Genomic DNA, 17,550 nt, shown 5'->3' with positions numbered 1-17,550 from the left:
TCGGTGGTGGACGGTGGTCAGCTGCCGCCGGCGATGGTCACGCCGGTCCAGTCGATGTGGGCCGGGTTCTTCGGCAGGTCCGAGATCGCCCTGCTCTTGGCGAAGAGGTTGGGCGAGGAGTAGGTGAAGACCAGGGCCTTGCTCTGCAGCCCGGCCCGGGTCGCCGCCTGGAGGTTCCCCACGTAGTCGGGGGAGTCCAGGGGTGTGCGGCGGACCTTCGCCACGGCCGCGCCGAAGCCGGCCGGCTCGTACGGAGTGCTCAGGTTCAGCGGGCCGTCGGGCCCGAAGTGCGCGGTGAGGGTCTGCACCGCGGAGTCCCGCCCCGTGGTGCCGTAGAGCGAGAACGTCAGGTCCTTGGCGAAGAACGGGGTGGCCCAGTTCTTGTCGACCTTGATGCGGACGGTGATGCCGACCGCGGCCAGCTGCGCCTGCACGATCTCGGCCTGCGGGTCCTCCGCCGGGATGACGAGGTCGAGCGTGATGTCGCCCGCCTTGTGGCCGGCCTCGGCGAGCAGCTTGCGGGACGTCGCCGGGTCGTACGGGTACGGGTCCCGGGACTTCGGGTCGTAGGCCACGTACCCCGGCGGGAAGGGCTGGTCGGTCGCCTCGCCGTAGCCGAAGGTCAGTTTGTCGACGAACTCCTTGCGGTTGACCGCGTGGCGGACGGCGTCGACGACCCTGCCGTCGTCGAACGGCGCCTTGTTGACGTTGAGGCTGAGGTTCGAGGCGTTGAAGCCCGGTTGCACGAAGACGTCCAGGCCGGCCTTCTCGGCGGCCTCCGCCTGACTCGGTTCCAGGTCGGCGAAGTTGTAGACGCCGGTCTGGAGGCCGGAGACGACCGTCGACGCGTCGGGGGCCGAGATGAGCTCCACCTCGTCGATGTGGATGTTCTTCGCGTCCCAGTAGTCCGGGTTCTTCTTGAGCAGCACCTTGGTGCCGGGGATCAGCTGCCTCACCACGAACGGACCGGCGCCGACGGGGTGCTGGTCCAGCTTCTGCGGGGCCGCGGCCGCCTTGGGGCTGGCGATCTGCAGGACGCGCTCACCGAGCAACTGGGGTATCTGGTAGTCGACCTGGGTGAGGTGGACGACCGCGTCCAGGCCGTCGGCGTCCACCGACGCGATCGAGGTCAGGTCGCCGAAGAGCGCCGAGTTCTTCTGCTTCTTGGCCCGCTCGATCGCCGCCTTGACCGCTGCCGCGTCGACCGGCTCGCCGTCGCTGAACTTCAGGCCGGGGCGGAGGTGGAAGGTGATCTCGTCACCCTTGTCGTTGTACTCCCAGCTCTTCGCGAGGTCGGGGACGGCCTTGCCGTTCTCGTCGGTGCGCGTCAACGAGGCGTAGACCAGGGCGAGTTCGCGGAACTGGGCGCCGCTGCCGGAGACCACCGGGTCCCAGTGGGCGGGGAAGTAGGAGGAGGCCCACTTCAGTGTGGCGCTCCCCGTCGACGCGCCGGTGCCGCCGCCGCACGCGCCGAGGGCGGGGACGAGGACGGAGACGAGGGCGGTTCCGAGGGCCGCGGTGCGCAGCCGGCCCGGGCGCCGGGCGGCAGGGGAGGCGGGTCCGGGGCGGCTGGGCGTGAGTCGTCCGGGCATGTGGGTGCTTTCTTCGAGGGCCCCCGGACCGGCTCAGGGCAGGCGGGGGCATGGCGGCGGGCACGGCGCGCACCCGCGCCCGGTGCCGTCCCGTGCCGGTACGGCCGTGCCGACGGGGTCTGGCGGGCAGACACCGGGCACGCCGCGCTCAGGGCGGGGCGTTCGGGGGTACGCGGGGACTCACCGGGATGCGGTGGGAGAAGGCGGCGAAGCGCAGAGAGGGCGGCGCGGACGGCGGGCGCGGCTCGACGGGGCGGCGGCGCGGCCGGTGCTGACGGATGAGGTCAGGCGCCTGTGGGCCGTGGGCGGCGGCCGGTCAGCGACAGAGGGCGCTGCAGGTGCGCCGCAGGTCCACGTAGCGGCACACCACACCGGGGTGCGTCGTGAGCATGCTGCTCATCCTGGCGAGCGCCGCGAGCGGCTGTCAATAGACACCAATTGGTGTCTCATTTGGCGGGACGGGTCCGTGACGGCGAATCAGAGCCCGTTCAGCGCACGGCGCGAGCGCCGCGAGCGGTGGCCGGGTGCGTCGCGGCCTCCTCGGGGTGCAGCCACAGGGGGCCGTTCCCGGTGTCCACCCGGACCGCCTCCGGTGGCGGCCAGGCCCCGGTGACCAGCACGGCCCGCTCGGGATCGGTGAGGCTCCGGTAGCGCCGCAGCGCCTCGTCCGGGGGCAGCGGATCCGCGGTCCGCAGCAGCCCCGGGCACAATTCCTCGACGGCGCAGGCGTACTCCTCGTAGGGCCGCCAGCCGGGTACCACGCGCTGCCCGGCCGGGGCACCTACGAGCAGCGTCGGCAGCGCGTACCGGTACCCGCCGTCGCCGGTCTCCTTCGCCGCTCCGGGGTGCGGCGACGGGCCGCGCGCCGCCAGCGCCTCGTGCACCGGGCGCCGTGCCTCCGCCCGGTCGGCCCGTACCCGCGCCAGGACCTCGCCGGCCGCCGCGTCGGCCGCGAGCCGTACCGGGTCCAGTCCCGGCGTGCCCCGTACGGCGGCCAGCGCGAGCGCGGGCGTGTCGGCCGGTTCACCGAGCACGAACACGGTCTCCCGGAGCCGGCGCAGCACCCGCCCGGCCACCTCGTCGCCCTGCAGCTCGGCCGCCTTGGCGGCCAGCGACGCGGGCCAGGAACTCGCCGCCACCCGGCTCAGCCGCTCCGCCCGCGGCGCCCGGGTGTGCGCGCTGATCTCCTCGACGTGCCGGGCGTACCAGGCGGTCTCCGCGGCGGGGTCGGGCGCCGGGTCGTCGTCGACGTCGAACAGGACGCCGTGCACGCGGCGCCAGCGCACCCGGCCGCCCAGCGCGGCCCGCAGCCTGCGGAACACCGGTTCCGAACCCCAGGCCCAGGGGCACAGCGGATCGGTGTACTCCACCACCTCCACGGCGGGCGGAGGAGCCGGGGCCGTCACGCGGCTCCCTTCCGGTCCAGCCGTTCCGCGGCGGCCCCCGGCAGTAGGGAGGCGAGGGTCACCCCGCCGAGGAGCGCCGCCGCGCCCGCCTCGACCTGGCGCCACACCCCGGGCAGCCCGGCGGCCGGACCGGGGTAGCCGAGCCCGGCCAGCGACTCCCCCCGCAGGGTGATCAACTCGCCGTCCACGGCGCGCGCCACGTCCAGCAGGGTGATCTCGCCGGCGGGCCGGCCGAGCCAGTAGCCGCCCTCGCAGCCACGCTGACTGCGCACCAGCCCGGCCTTGCGCAGTTCGCCCACCACGGACTTCAGGAAGCGGAACGGGATCTGCTGCGCGGAGGCGATGGCCTCACAGGTCAGGGGGCGGGCAGGCTCACAGGCGAGCTCCAGCAGAGCCCGCGTGGCGTAGTCCGCCTTCGCGGAGATATGCATGGGCCCATCATGCCCCAACCGGTCTGCGCCGCCCGGGGGTTCGGCCGCCGTGCTCCGTACATTGCGGCAGCATTGCCGCAGGTGAAGCACAATGGACACTTCTTGACATCCTTTTCGGGGCCGCTCTAGCGTCCCGGCCATGAGCGAGCCCCTGACGAATCCCGGTGAAGGCTTCCACCCCCATCTCCACGACACCTCCGGGCAGGGGGTGGCGCCCCTGCACACGCGGCTGCACCACATCCGCGCGGACGCCCTGGACGGGGAGACGGCGCAGACCGGCGGGATGCGCAGGTTCGCCGCCATCAGCGGGCGGACCGTGGGGTCGGAGAAGCTCTGGATGGGCCAGACCCACGTGGCCCCGGCGACCTCGTCCTCCGACCACCACCACGGCGAGTCCGAGACCGCGATCCACGTGGTGAGCGGGCACCCCGAGTTCGTCTTCCTCGACGACTCGGGTGACGCCCCCCAGGAGGTGCGCCTGCGCACCTCGCCCGGCGACTACGTCTTCGTCCCCCCGTTCGTGCCGCACCGCGAGGAGAACCCCGACCCCGACGAGGAGGCGGTGGTCGTCATCGCCCGCAGCACCCAGGAGGCGATCGTGGTCAACCTCCCCGCTCTGTACGCCCTTCCGGCCGAGGACGCCTGAGCATCCGGACAGCCTGACCCACGCAGCCGTCCCCACCCTCCGCCCCCGTGGCGCGGGCGGGGACGGCTGCGTGCGTCAGGGGGCGGACGCGAGCGCGGCGGCCGTCCGCTGCGCACGGAACGCCGGGTGCCCGCCGAGACGGGCGACGTACGCCGTGAGGTGGCCGTAGGAGCAGAGCAGGCCGCTCGCGAGGTGGGAGAGGGCCACCCACACGTCGACGTCGGCGGCGGTCAGCCGGCCACCGAGGACGTAGGGTCCGCAGGCCAGCCGGCGGTCCAGCAGGTCGAGGGTGGCGTGCAGGGTCCGCAGGGCCGCGTCACGGTCGGCCGGTGGCCCGTCCGTGGCCAGTTCGGCGGCTCCCGTCACGCCCGTGTCGACCATGTGCCGGACGGCCTCGATGCCGGCCATGAGGGCCGGGGGACAAAGCGGGGGCGCGGGAGGACACCCGTCGGTGCCGAGGCGGCCCGTGAGGTCCCCGAGGATGTCCGGGGTGTGGTTGCTGACGACCCGCCCCGTCCACCGGTCGCACAGCGCGGGCACCGTCAGCGGCCCGTCGTAGCGGTGCCACGTGGCCTCGTAGGCTCCGCGCAGCGCGGCGAGCGCGGCGCTGCCGGCGGCCCCCGCGGGAACGGGCGTCGTGACGACGGAGTCCCGCAGCCCCAGCAGGTCGAGGGTGATGGCGACCCGTTGCGAGAGCGGGCACCCCGGCGACAGGAACAACTCGTAGCGTCGCGGCGCCGGGTAGAAGCCGCCGGCGAGGTCGACGCCGATGCGGCTGCGGAAGCGGTCGGGGCGGGCCGTGCGCGGCAGCGCGGAACAGGAGACGTGGAGGCCGGGGTCGTGCGGGATCGTCTCGGTCATGCCCTCTCCAAGGCGTGGCGGGCCGCCGGCCGCCCCATGGGGGCACCGACGGCGGGACGGCTGAAGGTCCTGGGTGGGTGTCAGCCGGCCGTGCCGGACGAGCTGCAGACGCGCAGGAAGTCGATGTGCAGCCGCCGGGTGAGGAGGAGGGCTCGTGCCCTGGGCATGTCCGCCTCCCCGGCTCGGGGCCCGCGGGAGGCGGGACCGCGCTTGCCCCGCCGCGCCGGCGGGACCAGGTCGTCACCCGGGGCACCCCACCGCGATGTGAGGGTTGCCGGTCAGCGGGCCGGGGCCGATGACCCACCGCGCCGCGGAGCGGCGTCGTGGGCGCTGACGATCGTGACCTGCCCATCAGTGTCGAGTCGTCAAACCCCGTGCGTCAAGGGAGGCGTACGCGTCTCATCGGACCGCTCACCATGTGAGACGGCGTCGTTGACATTCCCGATGGGCCGTGCCTAACTTACGCCGCAGATCGGTCATGAGCTCCGGCGCGAGCCCGGCTCGCCGACCGGCGACCCTGTGTCGCGGTGGGACGCCCCGGATGACGACCGGACCGTACGGTCCGATGACGACGGTGAACGCGAGGCCCCGCGGGGCGGAACGGTGACGGTGACGACGATGCGCGCAGCCCAGGGAAACGCCGCACGGCGGCCCCACGGCCGCGTCCCGTCGCACCGGTGCCTCCCCGCCGCCACGCACCACGTCCCCGGCGACTCCTGTCGCGCGTGTACCGCGCCCCGTCGCGCCCTCTGTCAAGGCTGACGGCCTCCTGAACCCCGGCCCCCGCCGCTGACGCGGCGGCGCGCCCTCCCGCCCAGGCCCGCTCCGCCCGCCTCCCCGCCCCGTCGCCACGCCCGCCGCACACCCGATCCCGGCGGGGCCGCTGCCGCGTGCGCGACCGGGGCGTACCGAACCGCTGGAGTCCCCATGACCGATCCCCCCGGCACCGCCGTGTCCTCCCGCCCTGCGCCGCCCCCGCCCGCGGCGTCCGCCGGCGGAACGCCTCCCGCACCACGACCGCCCACCGCACAACGGGTGTTGCCGTTGCGGCGGCGCGGACGCCTGCTCGCCACGGCGGTCGTGCTGGTGCTCGTCGCCCAGATCGTCCACGGCCTGGCGACCAACCCCTTCTACCAGTGGGACCGCTTCGCGTACTGGTTCGTCCGGCCGGTGATCCTGGACGGGCTGCTCATCACCCTGGAGGTGGCCGCGTACAGCGCGGTGCTCGGCCTGCTCGGCGGGATCGCGCTCGCCCTGGCCAGGCTCTCGGGCAGCCCGGTGCTGCGCGCCGTCAGCTGGACGTACACCTGGCTGTTCCGCTCGGTGCCGCTCATCGTCGTGCTGCTGTTCCTGTACAACTTCAGCGCGCTGTACCGGACGCTGAGCCTCGGCGTGCCCTTCGGGCCGGCCTTCCTCACCTTCGACGAGTCCAGGCTCGCCACCGACCTGGTGGTGGCCGTCGTCGGTCTGAGCCTCAACGAGGCGGCCTACGCCTCGGAGGTGGTGAGGGCCGGAATCCTCTCGGTGGACCAGGGCCAGCACGAGGCGGCCGCCGCGCTCGGCCTGCCGAAGCGCTACCAGTCCGCCAGGATCGTGCTTCCGCAGGCGCTGCGGTCCGTCGTCCCCAACTACGTCAACCAGCTCATCGGGCTGATCAAGGGGACCTCACTGGTCTTCTACGTCTCCCTGCTCGACCTCTTCGGCTCGGTCCAGAGCATGGGCAGCACCTACCCCGGCGACATCGTGCCGCTGCTGCTGGTCGCCACCGTCTGGTACGTGATCCTCACCAGCGTCGTCTCCGTCGTCCAGTTCCACGTGGAGCGGCACTACTCGCGCGGCGCGCTGCGCACCGTCCCGCCGACCCCCCTGCAGAAACTGCGGATCGCCCTGGGCGACCTGCGGGCCCGCGTCCGGACGGAGACCGCGACATGACCAGCGACATACGGCCGGCCGCCGTAGAGGTCCACGACGTGCACAAATGGTACGGCGCCCACCGGGTGCTGGACGGGATCAGCCTCACGGTCCGGCCCGGGGAGGTCACCGTCGTCATCGGGCCGTCCGGTTCCGGCAAGTCCACGCTGCTGCGGGTCATCAACCACCTGGAGAAGCCGGAGGCCGGCCACGTCAGTCTGGACGGGGAGCTCATCGGCGTACGCCGGCACGGTACCCGGCTCCGGGAACTGAGCGAGCGGGTGATCCTCACCCAGCGCAGCCGGATCGGCTTCGTCTTCCAGAACTTCAACCTCTTCCCGCACCTCACCGTGCTCGACAACGTGGCCGCCGCCCCCGTGGCGACCGGCCGGCTGCGCAAGCCGGAGGCGCGGGAGCTGGCCCGCAGCCTGCTCGGCCGGGTGGGCCTGGCCGACCGGACCGCGGCCTATCCCCGGCAGTTGTCCGGCGGCCAGCAGCAGCGCGTGGCCATCGCCCGGGCCCTCGCGCTGCGCCCCGGCGTGATCCTCTTCGACGAACCCACCTCCGCCCTCGACCCCGAGCTCGTCGGCGAGGTGCTGTCCGTCATCAAGGACCTGGCCACCAGCGGCACCACCCTCGTGATCGTCACCCACGAGATCGGCTTCGCCCGGGAGGTCGCCGACCGCGTGGTCTTCCTCGACGAGGGCCGGATCGTCGAACAGGGCCCGCCCGACCGGGTGCTGAACCACCCCGGACACGAGCGGACGAAGGAATTCCTCAGCAAGGTCCTCTGACCCGTTCTCCACACCCACCGACCGACGAACGACACAAGGACGGCCATGCACACTCTTCGCCCTCGCGGCAGACTCATCCGTACCCTGACGGCCACCGCCGCCCTCACCCTCCTCGCCGGCGCACTCGCCGCCTGCGGGGCCGACAGCGAGGCCTCGGCCACCATCGGCGCGGGATCCTCCGCCGGAACGGTCACCGTGGGCGGCCTGTCCAACGGCGCGGCCGAGGAGACCACGCTGAAGGTGACGGAGGTGAAGTCCATCAGCGCCGGATTGCCCAAGGCGGTCGCCGACAAGGGCGAGCTGGTCATCGGCGTAGGTGCGCTGCCCGCCGGCTTCGCGCCGCTGGCGTACGTCGGCAGCGACCAGAAGACCCTCACCGGCGCCGAGCCCGATCTCGGCCGCCTGGTCGCGGCGGTGCTGGGGCTCAAGCCCGAGCTCAAGAACTCGACCTGGGAGAACCTCTTCGTCGGCATCGACAGCGGCAAGGTCGACGTGGCCTTCTCCAACGTCACCGACACCGAGGAACGCAAGCGGAAGTACGAGTTCGCCTCCTACCGGCAGGACAACCTGGCCTTCGAGGTCCTCAAGGGCAGCACCTGGAACTTCGCCGACGACTACCGGAACCTCGCCGGGAAGACCGTCGCCGTCGGTGCCGGCACCAACCAGGAGAAGATCCTCCTGGAGTGGCGGAAGAAGCTCCAGGCGGAGGGCAAGGAGCTGACCGTCAAGTACTTCCCCGACAACAACAGCACCTATCTGGCGCTCAGCGGCGGGAAGATCGACGCCTACTTCGGCCCCAACCCCGGCATCGCTTACCACGTCACCCAGGTCGCCACGACCCCCCACCCCACCCGCAACGCGGGCAAGTTCTCCGGCGCCGGTGCGAGCCTGCAGGGCCTGATCGCCGCGACCGCGAAGAAGGACAGCGGGCTCGCGAAGCCGGTCGCGGCCGCGATCAACCACCTGATCGAGAACGGGCAGTACGCCAAGTGGCTCGCCGCCTGGAACCTGTCCAACGAGGCCGTCGGCACCTCGGAGGTCGACCCGCCCGGACTGCCGCTCGACAACACCTGACGCCCCGTCCGCCGCACGACCGTACGGAGATCCGGCAGCCATGTCCCTCAGCATCCCCGCCGACCGCCCGCACAGCCCGGCGGCACCGCACGTCCTGGACAACCCCGCCTGGGCGGCACTCACCGGTCCGCACGCCCGGTTCGCCGAGCGCGTCGGCCGTGCCGCCCGCTACCCCGCCGACGTCTCCCCCTTCACCGCGCTGTCCGACCCGGCCGATCCGCGGGCCTGGGCGGACCTGGCCGTACTCGCCGGGCCGGGGGCCGCCGTCGCGGTCTCCGGGGCGCAGCGGCCGCCGGAGGGATGGGAACTCGTCGAGGGCGGGGAGGGGGTGCAGCTCGTCGACACCTCGCTGCGCGCCGAACACGCGCCCGAGGCGGTGCGGCTGGGCGCCGCCGACGTCCCCGAGATCCTGGAACTCATCGCCCTCACCAAGCCGGGTCCCTTCCTCCCCAGGACCGTCGAACTCGGCACCTACCTCGGCATCCGGGACGGCGGACGGCTGGTCGCCATGGCCGGGGAACGACTGCGGACGCCGGGATGGACGGAGATCAGCGCGGTGTGCACCCATCCCGGCCACCGCGGCCGGGGCCTGGCGACCCGGCTGGTACGGGCCGTCGCCGCGGGGATCAGGGACCGCCGGGAGACCCCGTTCCTGCACGCCGCCGCCGTCAACACCGGAGCGATCCGGCTCTACGAGTCGATCGGGTTCACCCTGCGCCGCCGGACGACCTTCCTCTTCCTGCGGACCCCGGGCGGCCCGGGGGAACAGACCGGGTAGGGAGGGCGTTACGTTGACAGGAGTGATGCGGGCGCCGCGCCGCCCGCCGTGTCCGGAGGGAGCGGAGGTGACGTTCGTGCCGACGCCGTCCCGCGCGTCCGTCGTGGTTCCCGCCCCGCCCCGCGGTCCCCTGCTCTACTCCCGCGCGCACATCGACCTGCAGCGCGTGGCCGCCTCCCTCTGTCGTTCCTGACCCCCGTCCCCGCCGCCGGCCCTCCCGACGAGGGCCGCCGAGAACCGTGGTCGACCAGGAAGGCCCCTCCCATGTCCTCGGACATCCCTTCGCCGTACCCCCTTTCCGCTTCATCGCCGAACGCCCCGCTGCACCTGGCCGTGGCCCTCGACGGGGCCGGCTGGCACCCGGCCGCATGGCGCGAGCCCACGGCCCGGCCCCGTGAACTGCTCACCGCCCGCTACTGGCAGGACGTGGTCACCGAGGCCGAGCGGGGGCTGCTCGACTTCGTGACGATCGAGGACTCCCTCGGCCCGCAGTCCTCCCACTTCACCGAACCCGACGGACGCACCGACCAGGTGCGCGGCCGCCTCGACGCCGTCCTGATCGCCGCCCGCGTGGCCCCGCTGACCCGGCACATCGGCCTCGTGCCGACGGTGGTCGCCACCCACACCGAGCCGTTCCACCTCTCCAAGGCCATCGCCACCCTCGACTACGTGAGCACCGGCCGGGCCGGTCTGCGCGTCCAGGTCTCGGCCCGGCGGAACGAGGCCGCGCACTTCGGCAGGCGCGCCATCCCCCCGTTCGGCATCGAGGACCTGGACACCCCGGCCGTGGGCGAGTTGGTCACCGGCCTCTTCGACGAGGCGGCCGACTACGTCGAGGTGGTGTGCCGCCTCTGGGACAGCTGGGAGGACGACGCCGAGATCCGCGACGTCGCCACCGGCCGCTTCATCGACCGCGACAAGCTCCACTACATCGACTTCGAGGGCCCGCACTTCAGCGTCAAGGGCCCCTCCATCACGCCCCGGCCGCCCCAGGGCCAGCCCGTCGTCAGCGCCCTCGCCCACAGCGACGTGCCGTTCCGGCTCGTGGCCCGCTCCGCGGACATCGGCTACGTGACCCCGCACGACGGCGACCAGGCCCACGCGATCGTCACCGGGATCCGCGCCGAGCAGCGGGCGGCCGGCCGGGAGCACGAACCCCTGCACGTCTTCGGCGACCTCGTGGTCCTCCTCGACGACGACGCCGGAGCGGCGCGGGCCCGCCTGGAGCGGCTGGACGGCCTCGCGGGCGCGCCGTACACCAGCGACGCGAAGGTCTTCGTGGGCACGCCCGCGGGTCTCGCGGACCTGCTGCTGGAGTGGCGGCGGGCCGGGCTCACGGGCTTCCGGCTGCGCCCCGCGGTGATCGGGCACGACCTGCCGGCGATCACCCGGGGGCTGGTGCCCGAGCTGCGACGCCGCGGCGCGTTCCGGGAGGCCTACGAGGCCCGCACCCTGCGCGGCCTGCTCGGCCTGGCCCGCCCCGCCAACCGCTACGCCGCCACCAGCGCGACCGCGACCGCCTGAGCCGGAGGAACCGTACGCCATGAGCAAGCCGCGCAAGCAGATCCATCTGGCAGCCCACTTCCCCGGCGTCAACAACACCACCGTGTGGAGCGACCCGCGGGCCGGCAGCCACATCGAGTTCGGCTCCTTCGCGCACTTCGCACGGACCGCCGAACGCGCCAAGTTCGACTTCCTGTTCCTCGCCGAGGGCCTGCGCCTGCGTGAACAGGGCGGCAGGATCCACGACCTGGACGTGGTCGGCCGCCCCGACACCTTCACCGTCCTCGCCGCGCTCGCCGCCGTCACGGAACGCATCGGCCTCACCGGCACCATCAACTCCACCTTCAACGAGCCCTACGAGGTGGCCCGCCAGTTCGCCAGCCTCGACCACCTCTCCGGCGGGCGCTCCGCCTGGAACGTCGTCACCTCGTGGGACGCCTTCACCGGGGAGAACTTCCGCCGCGGCGGATTCCTCCCGCAGGAGGAGCGCTACTCCCGCGCCAGGGAGTTCCTCGCCACCGCGGGCGAGCTCTTCGACTCGTGGCACGGCGACGAGATCCTCGCCGACCCGGCGACGGGCACCTTCCTGCGGGACGCGCGGGCCGGATCCTTCGTGCACAAGGGGCACCACTTCGACATCCACGGGCAGTTCAACGTCCCGCGCAGCCCGCAGGGACGCCCGGTGGTCTTCCAGGCCGGCGACTCCGAGGAGGGCCGGGAGTTCGCGGCCGCCGACGCCGACGCCATCTTCAGCCGCCACAGCACGTTCGAGGCGGGCCGTGCCTTCTACCGCGACGTCAAGGGCCGCCTGCCGAAGTACGGCCGCGGTCAGGACGAGTTGCTGATCCTGCCCGCCGCGACCTTCGTCCTCGGCGACAGCGACGCCGAGGCCGCCGAACTCGCCCGCGAGGTGCGGCGGCAGCAGGTCAGCGGGGCCACCGCGATCAAGCACCTGGAGTTCGTCTGGAACCGCGACCTGTCCGCCTACGACCCGGACGGCCCCCTCCCGGACGTCGACCCCGATCCCGGCGAGCACACCGTCGCCCGCGGCCGTGCCCAGGTGCGCATGTACCGCGACCCGCAGGCCACCGCCCGAGAGTGGCGGGAGATCGCCGCCGCCAACAAGTGGTCGATCCGCGACCTGGTCATCGAGACCGGCAACCGCCAGTCCTTCGTGGGCTCACCGTCCACCGTTGCAGAGGCCATCGACGACTTCGTGCAGGCCGACGCCGCCGACGGCTTCATCCTCGTCCCGCACGTCACTCCCGGCGGCCTGGACTCCTTCGCGGACACCGTCGTCCCGCTGCTGCAGGAACGGGGCGTCTTCCGTGCCGACTACGAGGGCACCACCCTGCGTGACCACCTCGGCCTCGCCCATCCCGACGCCGGGACCCCGTCGGAGCGGGCCGCGTCGTGAGGTTCCTGGCCATCACCTTGATCGTGCACGCCCCGGACCCGGTGACCGGGGCGCTGAAGCCGACCGCCGCGCGGTTCCGCGAGGTGCTCGACAACGCGCTGCTGGCCGAGGAACTGGGCTTCGACGGCTTCGGCGTGGGGGAGCGCCACGAGCGGCCGTTCCTCTCCTCCTCACCGCCCGTCGTGCTCAGCCACATCGCCGCCCTCACCTCCCGGATCCGGCTGTTCACCGCCGTGACCACGCTCAGCCTCCTCGACCCGGTGCGGGCCTACGAGGACTACGCGACGCTGGACCACCTGTCCGGCGGCCGCCTGGAGCTGATCATCGGCAAGGGCAACGGCACGGCGCAGCGCGAGCTGTTCCACGTCACCCCCGAGGACCAGTGGGACCGCAACGCCGAGAGCCACGAGGTGTTCCGCCGGCTCTGGCGGGAGGGAAGGGTGACCGCCGACACCCGGTTCCGTCCCGCGCTGAAGGACGCGGAAGCCTGGCCGCGGCCGCTGCAGCAGCCGATCCGGGTGTGGCACGGCAGCGCCACCAGCAAGGAGTCGGTGGACCTCGCCGCCCGTTACGGGGACCCCCTGTTCTCGGCGAACGTCACCCACCCCGTCGAACCGTACGCGGAACTGATCCGCCACTACCGCGAGCGCTGGGTCCACCACGGCCACGACCCGGCCGGCATCGCGGTCGGCGCCGGGACGGCCGGCCTGTACGTCGCCCGCACCTCCCAGGAAGCGATCGCCGCCTACCGTCCGGTCTTCGAGGGCCAGTTGGCGTTCCAGAAGCGACTCGGCCTGAACCCGGTCTTCCCGACGCTGGAGGACTTCGTGGCGCGCAGCTCGGCGCTGGTCGGCAGCCCGCAGCAGGTGGCCGACAAGGTCCACCGCTACCACGAGCGGTTCGGCCATACGGTGCTGCACGTCCACGCGGACGCGGGCGGGCTGTCCCATGACCGGCACCGCCGCTCGCTCGAGCTCTTCCAGTCCGAGGTCGCCCCTGCCCTGCGGCGCGCCATCCCGGACCCGCCGTTCGCCTGGGGCCCGGCCCCGTCCTCGCCCGAACCCACCCACCGCTGAGGAGACCGCCCACCGTGTCCCGCGCACCGCTCGGAGTCCTCGACCTCGTCCCGATCTCCTCCGGCTCCACCGCCGCGCAGGCCCTGCGCAACAGCATCGACCTCGCGCGCCGCGCCGAGGAGTCCGGCTACGCCCGCTACTGGTTCGCCGAGCACCACCTCAACCCCGGTGTCGCCGGGACCTCGCCCGCCGTCCTGCTGGCCCTCACCGCGGCTGCGACCTCCACGATCCGCCTCGGTTCGGGGGCGGTACAGCTCGGCCACCGCACCGCCCTGTCCACGGTCGAGGAGTTCGGCCTCGTCGACGCCCTGCACCCGGGGCGGCTCGACCTGGGACTCGGCCGCTCCGGCGGGCGCCCGCCGGGTGGCACGCCGAACCCGCGGCCGTCCACGACCCCCGTCGTGGACGGGCGCACGCCCAACGGGCTGCGGATCCCGCCGAAGTTCTCCTTCGAGCACCTGCTCGGCTCACCCCGCGTCGCGCTCCAGCGGCAGCTGCTGCAGCAGCCCGGCGCCCGCTCCCAGGACTACGGGGAGCAGATCGACGACATCCTGGCGCTGCTGCGCGGCACCTACCGCTCGGCCGACGGCGTCGAGGCCCACGCCGTGCCGGGGGAGGGCGCCGACGTCCAGGTGTGGATCCTCGGCAGCAGCGGCGGCCAGAGCGCCGAGGTCGCCGGCCAACACGGACTGCACTTCGCCGCGAACTACCACGTCAGCCCGGGCAGCGTCCTGGAGGCGGTCGACGGCTACCGCGCGGCCTTCCGGCCGGGCGGCGTGCTCGACAAGCCCTACGTCAGCGTCTCCGCCGACGTCCTCGTGGCCGAGGACGACACGCGGGCCCGTGAGCTCGCTTCCGGGTACGGCCTTTGGGTGCGCAGCATCCGTACCGCCGAGGGCGCCATCGAGTACCCCACGCCCGCGCTGGCCCGGGCGCATCCGTGGACGGAGGCGGACCGCGCGCTGGTGGCCGACCGGGTCGAGACCCGCTTCGTCGGCTCGCCGCAGCGTGTCGCCGACCAACTGGAGCAGCTCCAGGAGGCCACCGGCGCGGACGAGTTGATCGTGACCACCATCACGCACGACCACGCGGACCGGGTGCGGTCCCACCGTCTGCTGGCCGAGGAGTGGCACGGCCGCTAGACCGGCCGGGCGGGGCCCGTCAGTCCTGTCCGGGCAGCAGGCCGCGACGGAGGGCGCGGACGAGGTGGACCGGCACCAACTTCTCCTGCCCGTCGACGGTGACCTTGACCAGATGGGGGGCCTCCGCCTTCCACCGGGCCCGGCGGTGGCGGGTGTTGCTGCGGGACGTCTTGCGCTTGGGCACGGCCATGGGTACTCCTCTGCGGGTTCTGTGGTTCTGCCGGTGAGGGCGGTCAGCGGGAGGCGTACGGCAGCAGGGCCATCTCGCGGGCGTTCTTCACGGCCCGGGCGAGGGCGCGCTGCTGGCGGGCGTTGACGCGGGTGACCCGCCGGCTGCGGATCTTGCCCCGGTCGGAGATGAACCTCCGCAGCAGGTCGGTGTCCTTGTAGTCGACGTACTCGATCCCCGCGGCGATGAGCGGGTTCGGCCGGGCCTTGCGGGTCTCCTTGGTCCTGCCCCTGGCCGTGCCGGTGCGGTTGGTCGTCATGGTGCTGTCTCCGGTGGGTCGTCGCGGTGTGCGGTTCAGGCCGCGTGGTCGAGGAAGCCGTCGAAGGCGTGGGGGAGGCGGCGCCAGCCGTCGGGTCCCGCCGCGTACTCGGCGTCCGTGAGCAGGCAGCCGTCGAGGGTGGCCACGAGCCCTTCGCGGTCGAGGTCGGGCGAGGTGAAGGTGAGGTGCTGGCCGCGGTCGCCGTGCTCGGGGTGCCAGTCCAGGGCGGCCGCCACCCGCCGTTCGGGCGGCACCATCTCCCACGCCGCGTCCGGGAGGGCGGCGAGCCACGGCCCGACGTCCTCGATGCACAGCGCGCCCCCGGCGGCCTCCCAGGAGAGCAGGGTGTCGGGGTGGTCGGCCAGCCAGAAGCGGCCGCGGCTGCGGGCGGCGGCGCAGCTGAGGTCCTCCAGCGCCGCGTGCAGCCGCCCGGGGTGGAAGGGCCGCGCCGAGCGCCACACCAGGGTGGCGACGCCGTGGGCGTCCGCCTCCTGGGGCAGCAGGGCGCAGGCCGGGTGCTGCCGTGCGGCGGCCGCGGTCACGTCGAAGCCGGCCTGGGCGGCCGCGGCCAGCCGGCCCGTGCCGATGGTGACCTGACGGGCCGTCGGGTGCAGCTGGGTCAGCAGTTCGACGTCGCCGGGTCCGGTGTCCTCGCCCGGTGCCAGCGCGAGGACGCCGGCGTACTCCAGCTGCCGGGCCAGGGTGTCGGCGACGGTGCGGTGGTCGCCGGGAGCGACGGAGAGGGCGTGCTCCGAGAGGTCGTCGCCGCAGCTGAGGTGGTCGAGCAGGAGCGCGGGGTCGACGCAGGTGACGACTCCGGCGGCCGTCAGCAGGCTGCCCGAGACGCTGCCGTCGGGCAGCGGGGTGCCCACGAGGACCTCGGCCATCGCCTGCGGTTCCACGGAGTCCCACAGCTCGACGACGGCGAGACGGCAGGACGGGTCCGCGGCCAGCCGCAGCAGTTCGGGCAGGAGGTCCGCGCGGAGCGCGCAGCAGGCGCAGTCGTTCACGAGCGTGGTGTCGGTGCGGGAGACGACGCCGCCCCGGTCGCTGAGGACGCGCCGGACGGGTCCGCCGACGGCGGGCCGCAGGTCGTGGTGGAGGGCGAGGGCCCCGGCGGTGGAGTGCAGGAGTTCGCGCACCGCGGCGCGGCGTGCCTCGGCGTGCAGACCGCCGACGAGGACGACGGGCAGCTTGGGGCTGCTGTCCACGGGAGGTGCCTTTCGTGTCGGGATCGAGCGGGTGAGTGGGTGAGTGGGAGGGCGGGCCGGTGAGGGGCCCGGTCAGCGTTCCTCGCGGAACTCGACGTGGCGCCGGACCACGGGGTCGTACTTGCGCAGGACCAGGCGGTCGGGGTCGTTCCGGCGGTTCTTGCGGGTCACGTAGGTGTGACCGGTGCCGGCGGTGGAGCGGAGCTTGATGACGGGGCGTAGTTCGGTGCGAGCCATGGCGGGTACTATACAGAACTGGTTTTCATTTCCAATAAGCTCGGGGTCCTCGACCGGCACCCCCGGAGAACAGAAGGGACCGTCATGCCCGCACACTGCCAACTCACCGGCCGCAAGCCCGGCTTCGGCAACTCCGTCTCGCACTCCCACCGGCGCACCAGGCGCCGCTTCGACCCGAACGTCCAGCACAAGCGGTACTGGCTGCCCAGTGAGGGCCGTACCGTCCGGCTCACGCTGAGCACCAAGGGCATCAGGACGGTGGACCGCATCGGCGTCGAGAAGGCCGTCGCCGTCATCCGCGCCCGCGGAGGGAAGGTCTGATGGCCAGGGCGGGGAAGATCGCGAAGAACGAGCGGCGCAAGGTCGTCGTGGCCCGGTTCGCCGCGCGGCGCGCCGAACTGAAGGACGTCCTGCGCCGTCCCGACGCCACGCCGCAGGAGAAGGCCGACGCGCGGCGGGAACTGGACCGGCAGCCCCGCGACGCGAGCGCCACCCGGGTGCGCAACCGGGACTCCCTCGACGGGCGGGCCCGCGGTCACCTGCGGAGGTTCGGCCTCTCCCGGATCAACCTGCGCGCCCAGGCCCACACGGGCCACCTGCCCGGAGTGCGCAAGGCCTCCTGGTGACGCCGCCCCCCGGCACACCCCACCCCCGGCCCCCGCGGGCCGTACGACACAGCACGGAGGAACCATGAGACCAGGCATCCACCCGGACTACCGTCCCGTCGTCTTCCGCGACCGCGCGGCGGACTTCGCCTTCCTCACCCGCTCTACGATGACCAGCGAGAAGACCGTCGTGTGGGAGGACGGCAACACCTACCCGGTGGTCGACGTGGAGATCTCCTCCGCGAGCCACCCGTTCTACACCGGCACCGCCCGCGTGGTGGACACCGCCGGCCGCGTCGAGAGGTTCCGGCGCCGCTACGGGAACCGCGACGCCGCCTCCGGCGGGAACTGACGCAGCCCGCACCGCACGGCGACGCC

The 17,550-nt window shown here is 73.3% G+C and carries 21 protein-coding genes and 2 riboswitches; of the genes, 13 read left to right on the top strand and 8 right to left on the bottom strand.

All coding sequences use genetic code 11. From position 1 onward, the window contains the following. Positions 1-17: 17 nt before the first annotated feature. From ABZ479_RS27395 to ABZ479_RS27385, 3 genes are all read right to left on the bottom strand, one after another. Complete coding sequence (locus tag ABZ479_RS27395; RefSeq protein ID WP_500464022.1) at positions 18-1,592, bottom strand: ABC transporter substrate-binding protein; 1,575 nt, start codon at positions 1,590-1,592, stop codon at positions 18-20. 488 nt (positions 1,593-2,080) lie between these two features. Further along, positions 2,081-2,998, bottom strand: a complete 918-nt coding sequence (locus ABZ479_RS27390) for a DsbA family oxidoreductase (RefSeq protein ID WP_500464021.1) — start codon at positions 2,996-2,998, stop codon at positions 2,081-2,083. After that, a complete protein-coding gene (locus ABZ479_RS27385; RefSeq protein WP_500464020.1) occupies positions 2,995-3,429 on the bottom strand; it encodes an RrF2 family transcriptional regulator in 435 nt (144 codons plus the stop codon). The genes ABZ479_RS27390 and ABZ479_RS27385 overlap by 4 nt, the downstream gene beginning before the upstream one ends. Positions 3,430-3,568: 139 nt before the next feature. Here ABZ479_RS27385 and ABZ479_RS27380 point away from each other — a divergent pair, with 139 nt between their 5' ends. Next, positions 3,569-4,075 (top strand): cupin domain-containing protein, encoded by a 507-nt coding sequence (locus tag ABZ479_RS27380; RefSeq protein WP_500464019.1) that lies wholly within the window; start codon positions 3,569-3,571, stop codon positions 4,073-4,075. 75 nt (positions 4,076-4,150) lie between these two features. Here the strand turns inward: ABZ479_RS27380 and ABZ479_RS27375 are convergent, their stop codons facing one another. Further along, on the bottom strand, positions 4,151-4,936 hold the full coding sequence (locus tag ABZ479_RS27375) for a glutathione S-transferase C-terminal domain-containing protein (protein WP_500464018.1): 786 nt from the start codon (positions 4,934-4,936) through the stop codon (positions 4,151-4,153). A gap of 201 nt (positions 4,937-5,137) precedes the next feature. Next, positions 5,138-5,241: riboswitch (SAM riboswitch) on the bottom strand. 169 nt (positions 5,242-5,410) lie between these two features. Further along, positions 5,411-5,523, top strand: a riboswitch (SAM riboswitch). Between the two features lie 340 nt (positions 5,524-5,863). On the opposite strand from ABZ479_RS27375, the gene ABZ479_RS27370 reads away from it, so the two are divergent. From ABZ479_RS27370 to ABZ479_RS27330, 9 genes are all read left to right on the top strand, one after another. Further along, positions 5,864-6,868, top strand: coding sequence for an amino acid ABC transporter permease (locus ABZ479_RS27370; RefSeq protein WP_500464017.1), 1,005 nt, complete (start codon positions 5,864-5,866; stop codon positions 6,866-6,868). Then, positions 6,865-7,641 (top strand): amino acid ABC transporter ATP-binding protein, encoded by a 777-nt coding sequence (locus tag ABZ479_RS27365; RefSeq protein ID WP_500464016.1) that lies wholly within the window; start codon positions 6,865-6,867, stop codon positions 7,639-7,641. Before ABZ479_RS27370 ends, ABZ479_RS27365 begins: the two co-directional genes overlap by 4 nt. Positions 7,642-7,686: 45 nt before the next feature. Then, complete coding sequence (locus ABZ479_RS27360) at positions 7,687-8,715, top strand: ABC transporter substrate-binding protein (protein WP_500464015.1); 1,029 nt, start codon at positions 7,687-7,689, stop codon at positions 8,713-8,715. Between the two features lie 40 nt (positions 8,716-8,755). Next, positions 8,756-9,493 carry a GNAT family N-acetyltransferase gene (locus ABZ479_RS27355; protein ID WP_500464014.1) on the top strand — a complete coding sequence of 246 codons (738 nt, stop codon included), beginning with the start codon at positions 8,756-8,758 and terminating at the stop codon, positions 9,491-9,493. 67 nt (positions 9,494-9,560) lie between these two features. Further along, a complete protein-coding gene (locus ABZ479_RS27350; protein ID WP_500464013.1) occupies positions 9,561-9,686 on the top strand; it encodes a putative leader peptide in 126 nt (41 codons plus the stop codon). Positions 9,687-9,757: 71 nt separating this feature from the next. Beyond that, positions 9,758-11,017, top strand: a complete 1,260-nt coding sequence (locus ABZ479_RS27345; RefSeq protein WP_500464012.1) for an LLM class flavin-dependent oxidoreductase — start codon at positions 9,758-9,760, stop codon at positions 11,015-11,017. A gap of 19 nt (positions 11,018-11,036) precedes the next feature. After that, positions 11,037-12,413 (top strand): NtaA/DmoA family FMN-dependent monooxygenase, encoded by a 1,377-nt coding sequence (locus ABZ479_RS27340; protein ID WP_500464011.1) that lies wholly within the window; start codon positions 11,037-11,039, stop codon positions 12,411-12,413. Beyond that, positions 12,410-13,489, top strand: coding sequence for an LLM class flavin-dependent oxidoreductase (locus ABZ479_RS27335; protein WP_500464010.1), 1,080 nt, complete (start codon positions 12,410-12,412; stop codon positions 13,487-13,489). Before ABZ479_RS27340 ends, ABZ479_RS27335 begins: the two co-directional genes overlap by 4 nt. Positions 13,490-13,503: 14 nt before the next feature. After that, positions 13,504-14,631: an LLM class flavin-dependent oxidoreductase gene (locus ABZ479_RS27330; protein WP_500464009.1), complete on the top strand. Its 1,128-nt coding sequence runs from the start codon at positions 13,504-13,506 to the stop codon at positions 14,629-14,631. A 19-nt stretch (positions 14,632-14,650) separates the two neighbouring features. Here ABZ479_RS27330 and rpmF read toward each other — a convergent pair whose 3' ends face one another. The 4 genes from rpmF to rpmG all read right to left on the bottom strand — a co-directional run bounded on the left by rpmF (position 14,651) and on the right by rpmG (position 16,567). Then, positions 14,651-14,821 carry a 50S ribosomal protein L32 gene (gene rpmF / locus ABZ479_RS27325; RefSeq protein WP_499600986.1) on the bottom strand — a complete coding sequence of 57 codons (171 nt, stop codon included), beginning with the start codon at positions 14,819-14,821 and terminating at the stop codon, positions 14,651-14,653. A 43-nt stretch (positions 14,822-14,864) separates the two neighbouring features. After that, positions 14,865-15,119 carry a 30S ribosomal protein S18 gene (gene rpsR / locus ABZ479_RS27320; protein WP_500464008.1) on the bottom strand — a complete coding sequence of 85 codons (255 nt, stop codon included), beginning with the start codon at positions 15,117-15,119 and terminating at the stop codon, positions 14,865-14,867. 35 nt (positions 15,120-15,154) lie between these two features. Next, positions 15,155-16,330: a CobW family GTP-binding protein gene (locus tag ABZ479_RS27315; protein WP_500464007.1), complete on the bottom strand. Its 1,176-nt coding sequence runs from the start codon at positions 16,328-16,330 to the stop codon at positions 15,155-15,157. Between the two features lie 72 nt (positions 16,331-16,402). Next, entirely contained in the window at positions 16,403-16,567 is a 165-nt protein-coding gene (rpmG, locus tag ABZ479_RS27310; protein WP_499600989.1) for a 50S ribosomal protein L33, read from the bottom strand. 84 nt (positions 16,568-16,651) lie between these two features. On the opposite strand from rpmG, the gene rpmB reads away from it, so the two are divergent. The 3 genes from rpmB (at position 16,652) to ABZ479_RS27295 (ending at position 17,524) form a co-directional block, all read left to right on the top strand. Next, positions 16,652-16,888 carry a 50S ribosomal protein L28 gene (rpmB, locus tag ABZ479_RS27305; RefSeq protein ID WP_500464006.1) on the top strand — a complete coding sequence of 79 codons (237 nt, stop codon included), beginning with the start codon at positions 16,652-16,654 and terminating at the stop codon, positions 16,886-16,888. Then, complete coding sequence (gene rpsN, locus ABZ479_RS27300) at positions 16,888-17,193, top strand: 30S ribosomal protein S14 (protein ID WP_500464005.1); 306 nt, start codon at positions 16,888-16,890, stop codon at positions 17,191-17,193. The genes rpmB and rpsN overlap by 1 nt, the downstream gene beginning before the upstream one ends. A gap of 64 nt (positions 17,194-17,257) precedes the next feature. Continuing rightward, a complete protein-coding gene (locus ABZ479_RS27295; protein WP_500464004.1) occupies positions 17,258-17,524 on the top strand; it encodes a type B 50S ribosomal protein L31 in 267 nt (88 codons plus the stop codon). Positions 17,525-17,550: the final 26 nt, after the last annotated feature.

The organism is Streptomyces sp. NPDC005722 (genome assembly GCF_040630935.1).
In the GTDB taxonomy this organism is placed as follows: Bacteria; Actinomycetota; Actinomycetes; order Streptomycetales; family Streptomycetaceae; genus Actinacidiphila.
The sequence above is the reverse complement of the archived record's forward strand: the minus strand, read 5'-3'. Positions and strand labels throughout refer to the sequence as shown.

What these genes read in the sequence shown, in the direction of transcription:
- ABZ479_RS27345 (WP_500464012.1), top strand. Translation starts at nt 9,758, where the DNA reads ATGTCCTCGGACATCCCTTCGCCGTACCCCCTTTCCGCTTCATCGCCG.
- ABZ479_RS27375 (WP_500464018.1), bottom strand. Translation starts at nt 4,936, where the DNA reads ATGACCGAGACGATCCCGCACGACCCCGGCCTCCACGTCTCCTGTTCC.
- rpmB (WP_500464006.1), top strand. Translation starts at nt 16,652, where the DNA reads ATGCCCGCACACTGCCAACTCACCGGCCGCAAGCCCGGCTTCGGCAAC.
- ABZ479_RS27365 (WP_500464016.1), top strand. Translation starts at nt 6,865, where the DNA reads ATGACCAGCGACATACGGCCGGCCGCCGTAGAGGTCCACGACGTGCAC.
- ABZ479_RS27360 (WP_500464015.1), top strand. Translation starts at nt 7,687, where the DNA reads ATGCACACTCTTCGCCCTCGCGGCAGACTCATCCGTACCCTGACGGCC.
- ABZ479_RS27380 (WP_500464019.1), top strand. Translation starts at nt 3,569, where the DNA reads ATGAGCGAGCCCCTGACGAATCCCGGTGAAGGCTTCCACCCCCATCTC.
- rpsR (WP_500464008.1), bottom strand. Translation starts at nt 15,119, where the DNA reads ATGACGACCAACCGCACCGGCACGGCCAGGGGCAGGACCAAGGAGACC.
- rpmF (WP_499600986.1), bottom strand. Translation starts at nt 14,821, where the DNA reads ATGGCCGTGCCCAAGCGCAAGACGTCCCGCAGCAACACCCGCCACCGC.
- ABZ479_RS27370 (WP_500464017.1), top strand. Translation starts at nt 5,864, where the DNA reads ATGACCGATCCCCCCGGCACCGCCGTGTCCTCCCGCCCTGCGCCGCCC.
- rpsN (WP_500464005.1), top strand. Translation starts at nt 16,888, where the DNA reads ATGGCCAGGGCGGGGAAGATCGCGAAGAACGAGCGGCGCAAGGTCGTC.
- ABZ479_RS27295 (WP_500464004.1), top strand. Translation starts at nt 17,258, where the DNA reads ATGAGACCAGGCATCCACCCGGACTACCGTCCCGTCGTCTTCCGCGAC.
- ABZ479_RS27395 (WP_500464022.1), bottom strand. Translation starts at nt 1,592, where the DNA reads ATGCCCGGACGACTCACGCCCAGCCGCCCCGGACCCGCCTCCCCTGCC.
- ABZ479_RS27340 (WP_500464011.1), top strand. Translation starts at nt 11,037, where the DNA reads ATGAGCAAGCCGCGCAAGCAGATCCATCTGGCAGCCCACTTCCCCGGC.
- ABZ479_RS27385 (WP_500464020.1), bottom strand. Translation starts at nt 3,429, where the DNA reads ATGCATATCTCCGCGAAGGCGGACTACGCCACGCGGGCTCTGCTGGAG.
- ABZ479_RS27355 (WP_500464014.1), top strand. Translation starts at nt 8,756, where the DNA reads ATGTCCCTCAGCATCCCCGCCGACCGCCCGCACAGCCCGGCGGCACCG.
- rpmG (WP_499600989.1), bottom strand. Translation starts at nt 16,567, where the DNA reads ATGGCTCGCACCGAACTACGCCCCGTCATCAAGCTCCGCTCCACCGCC.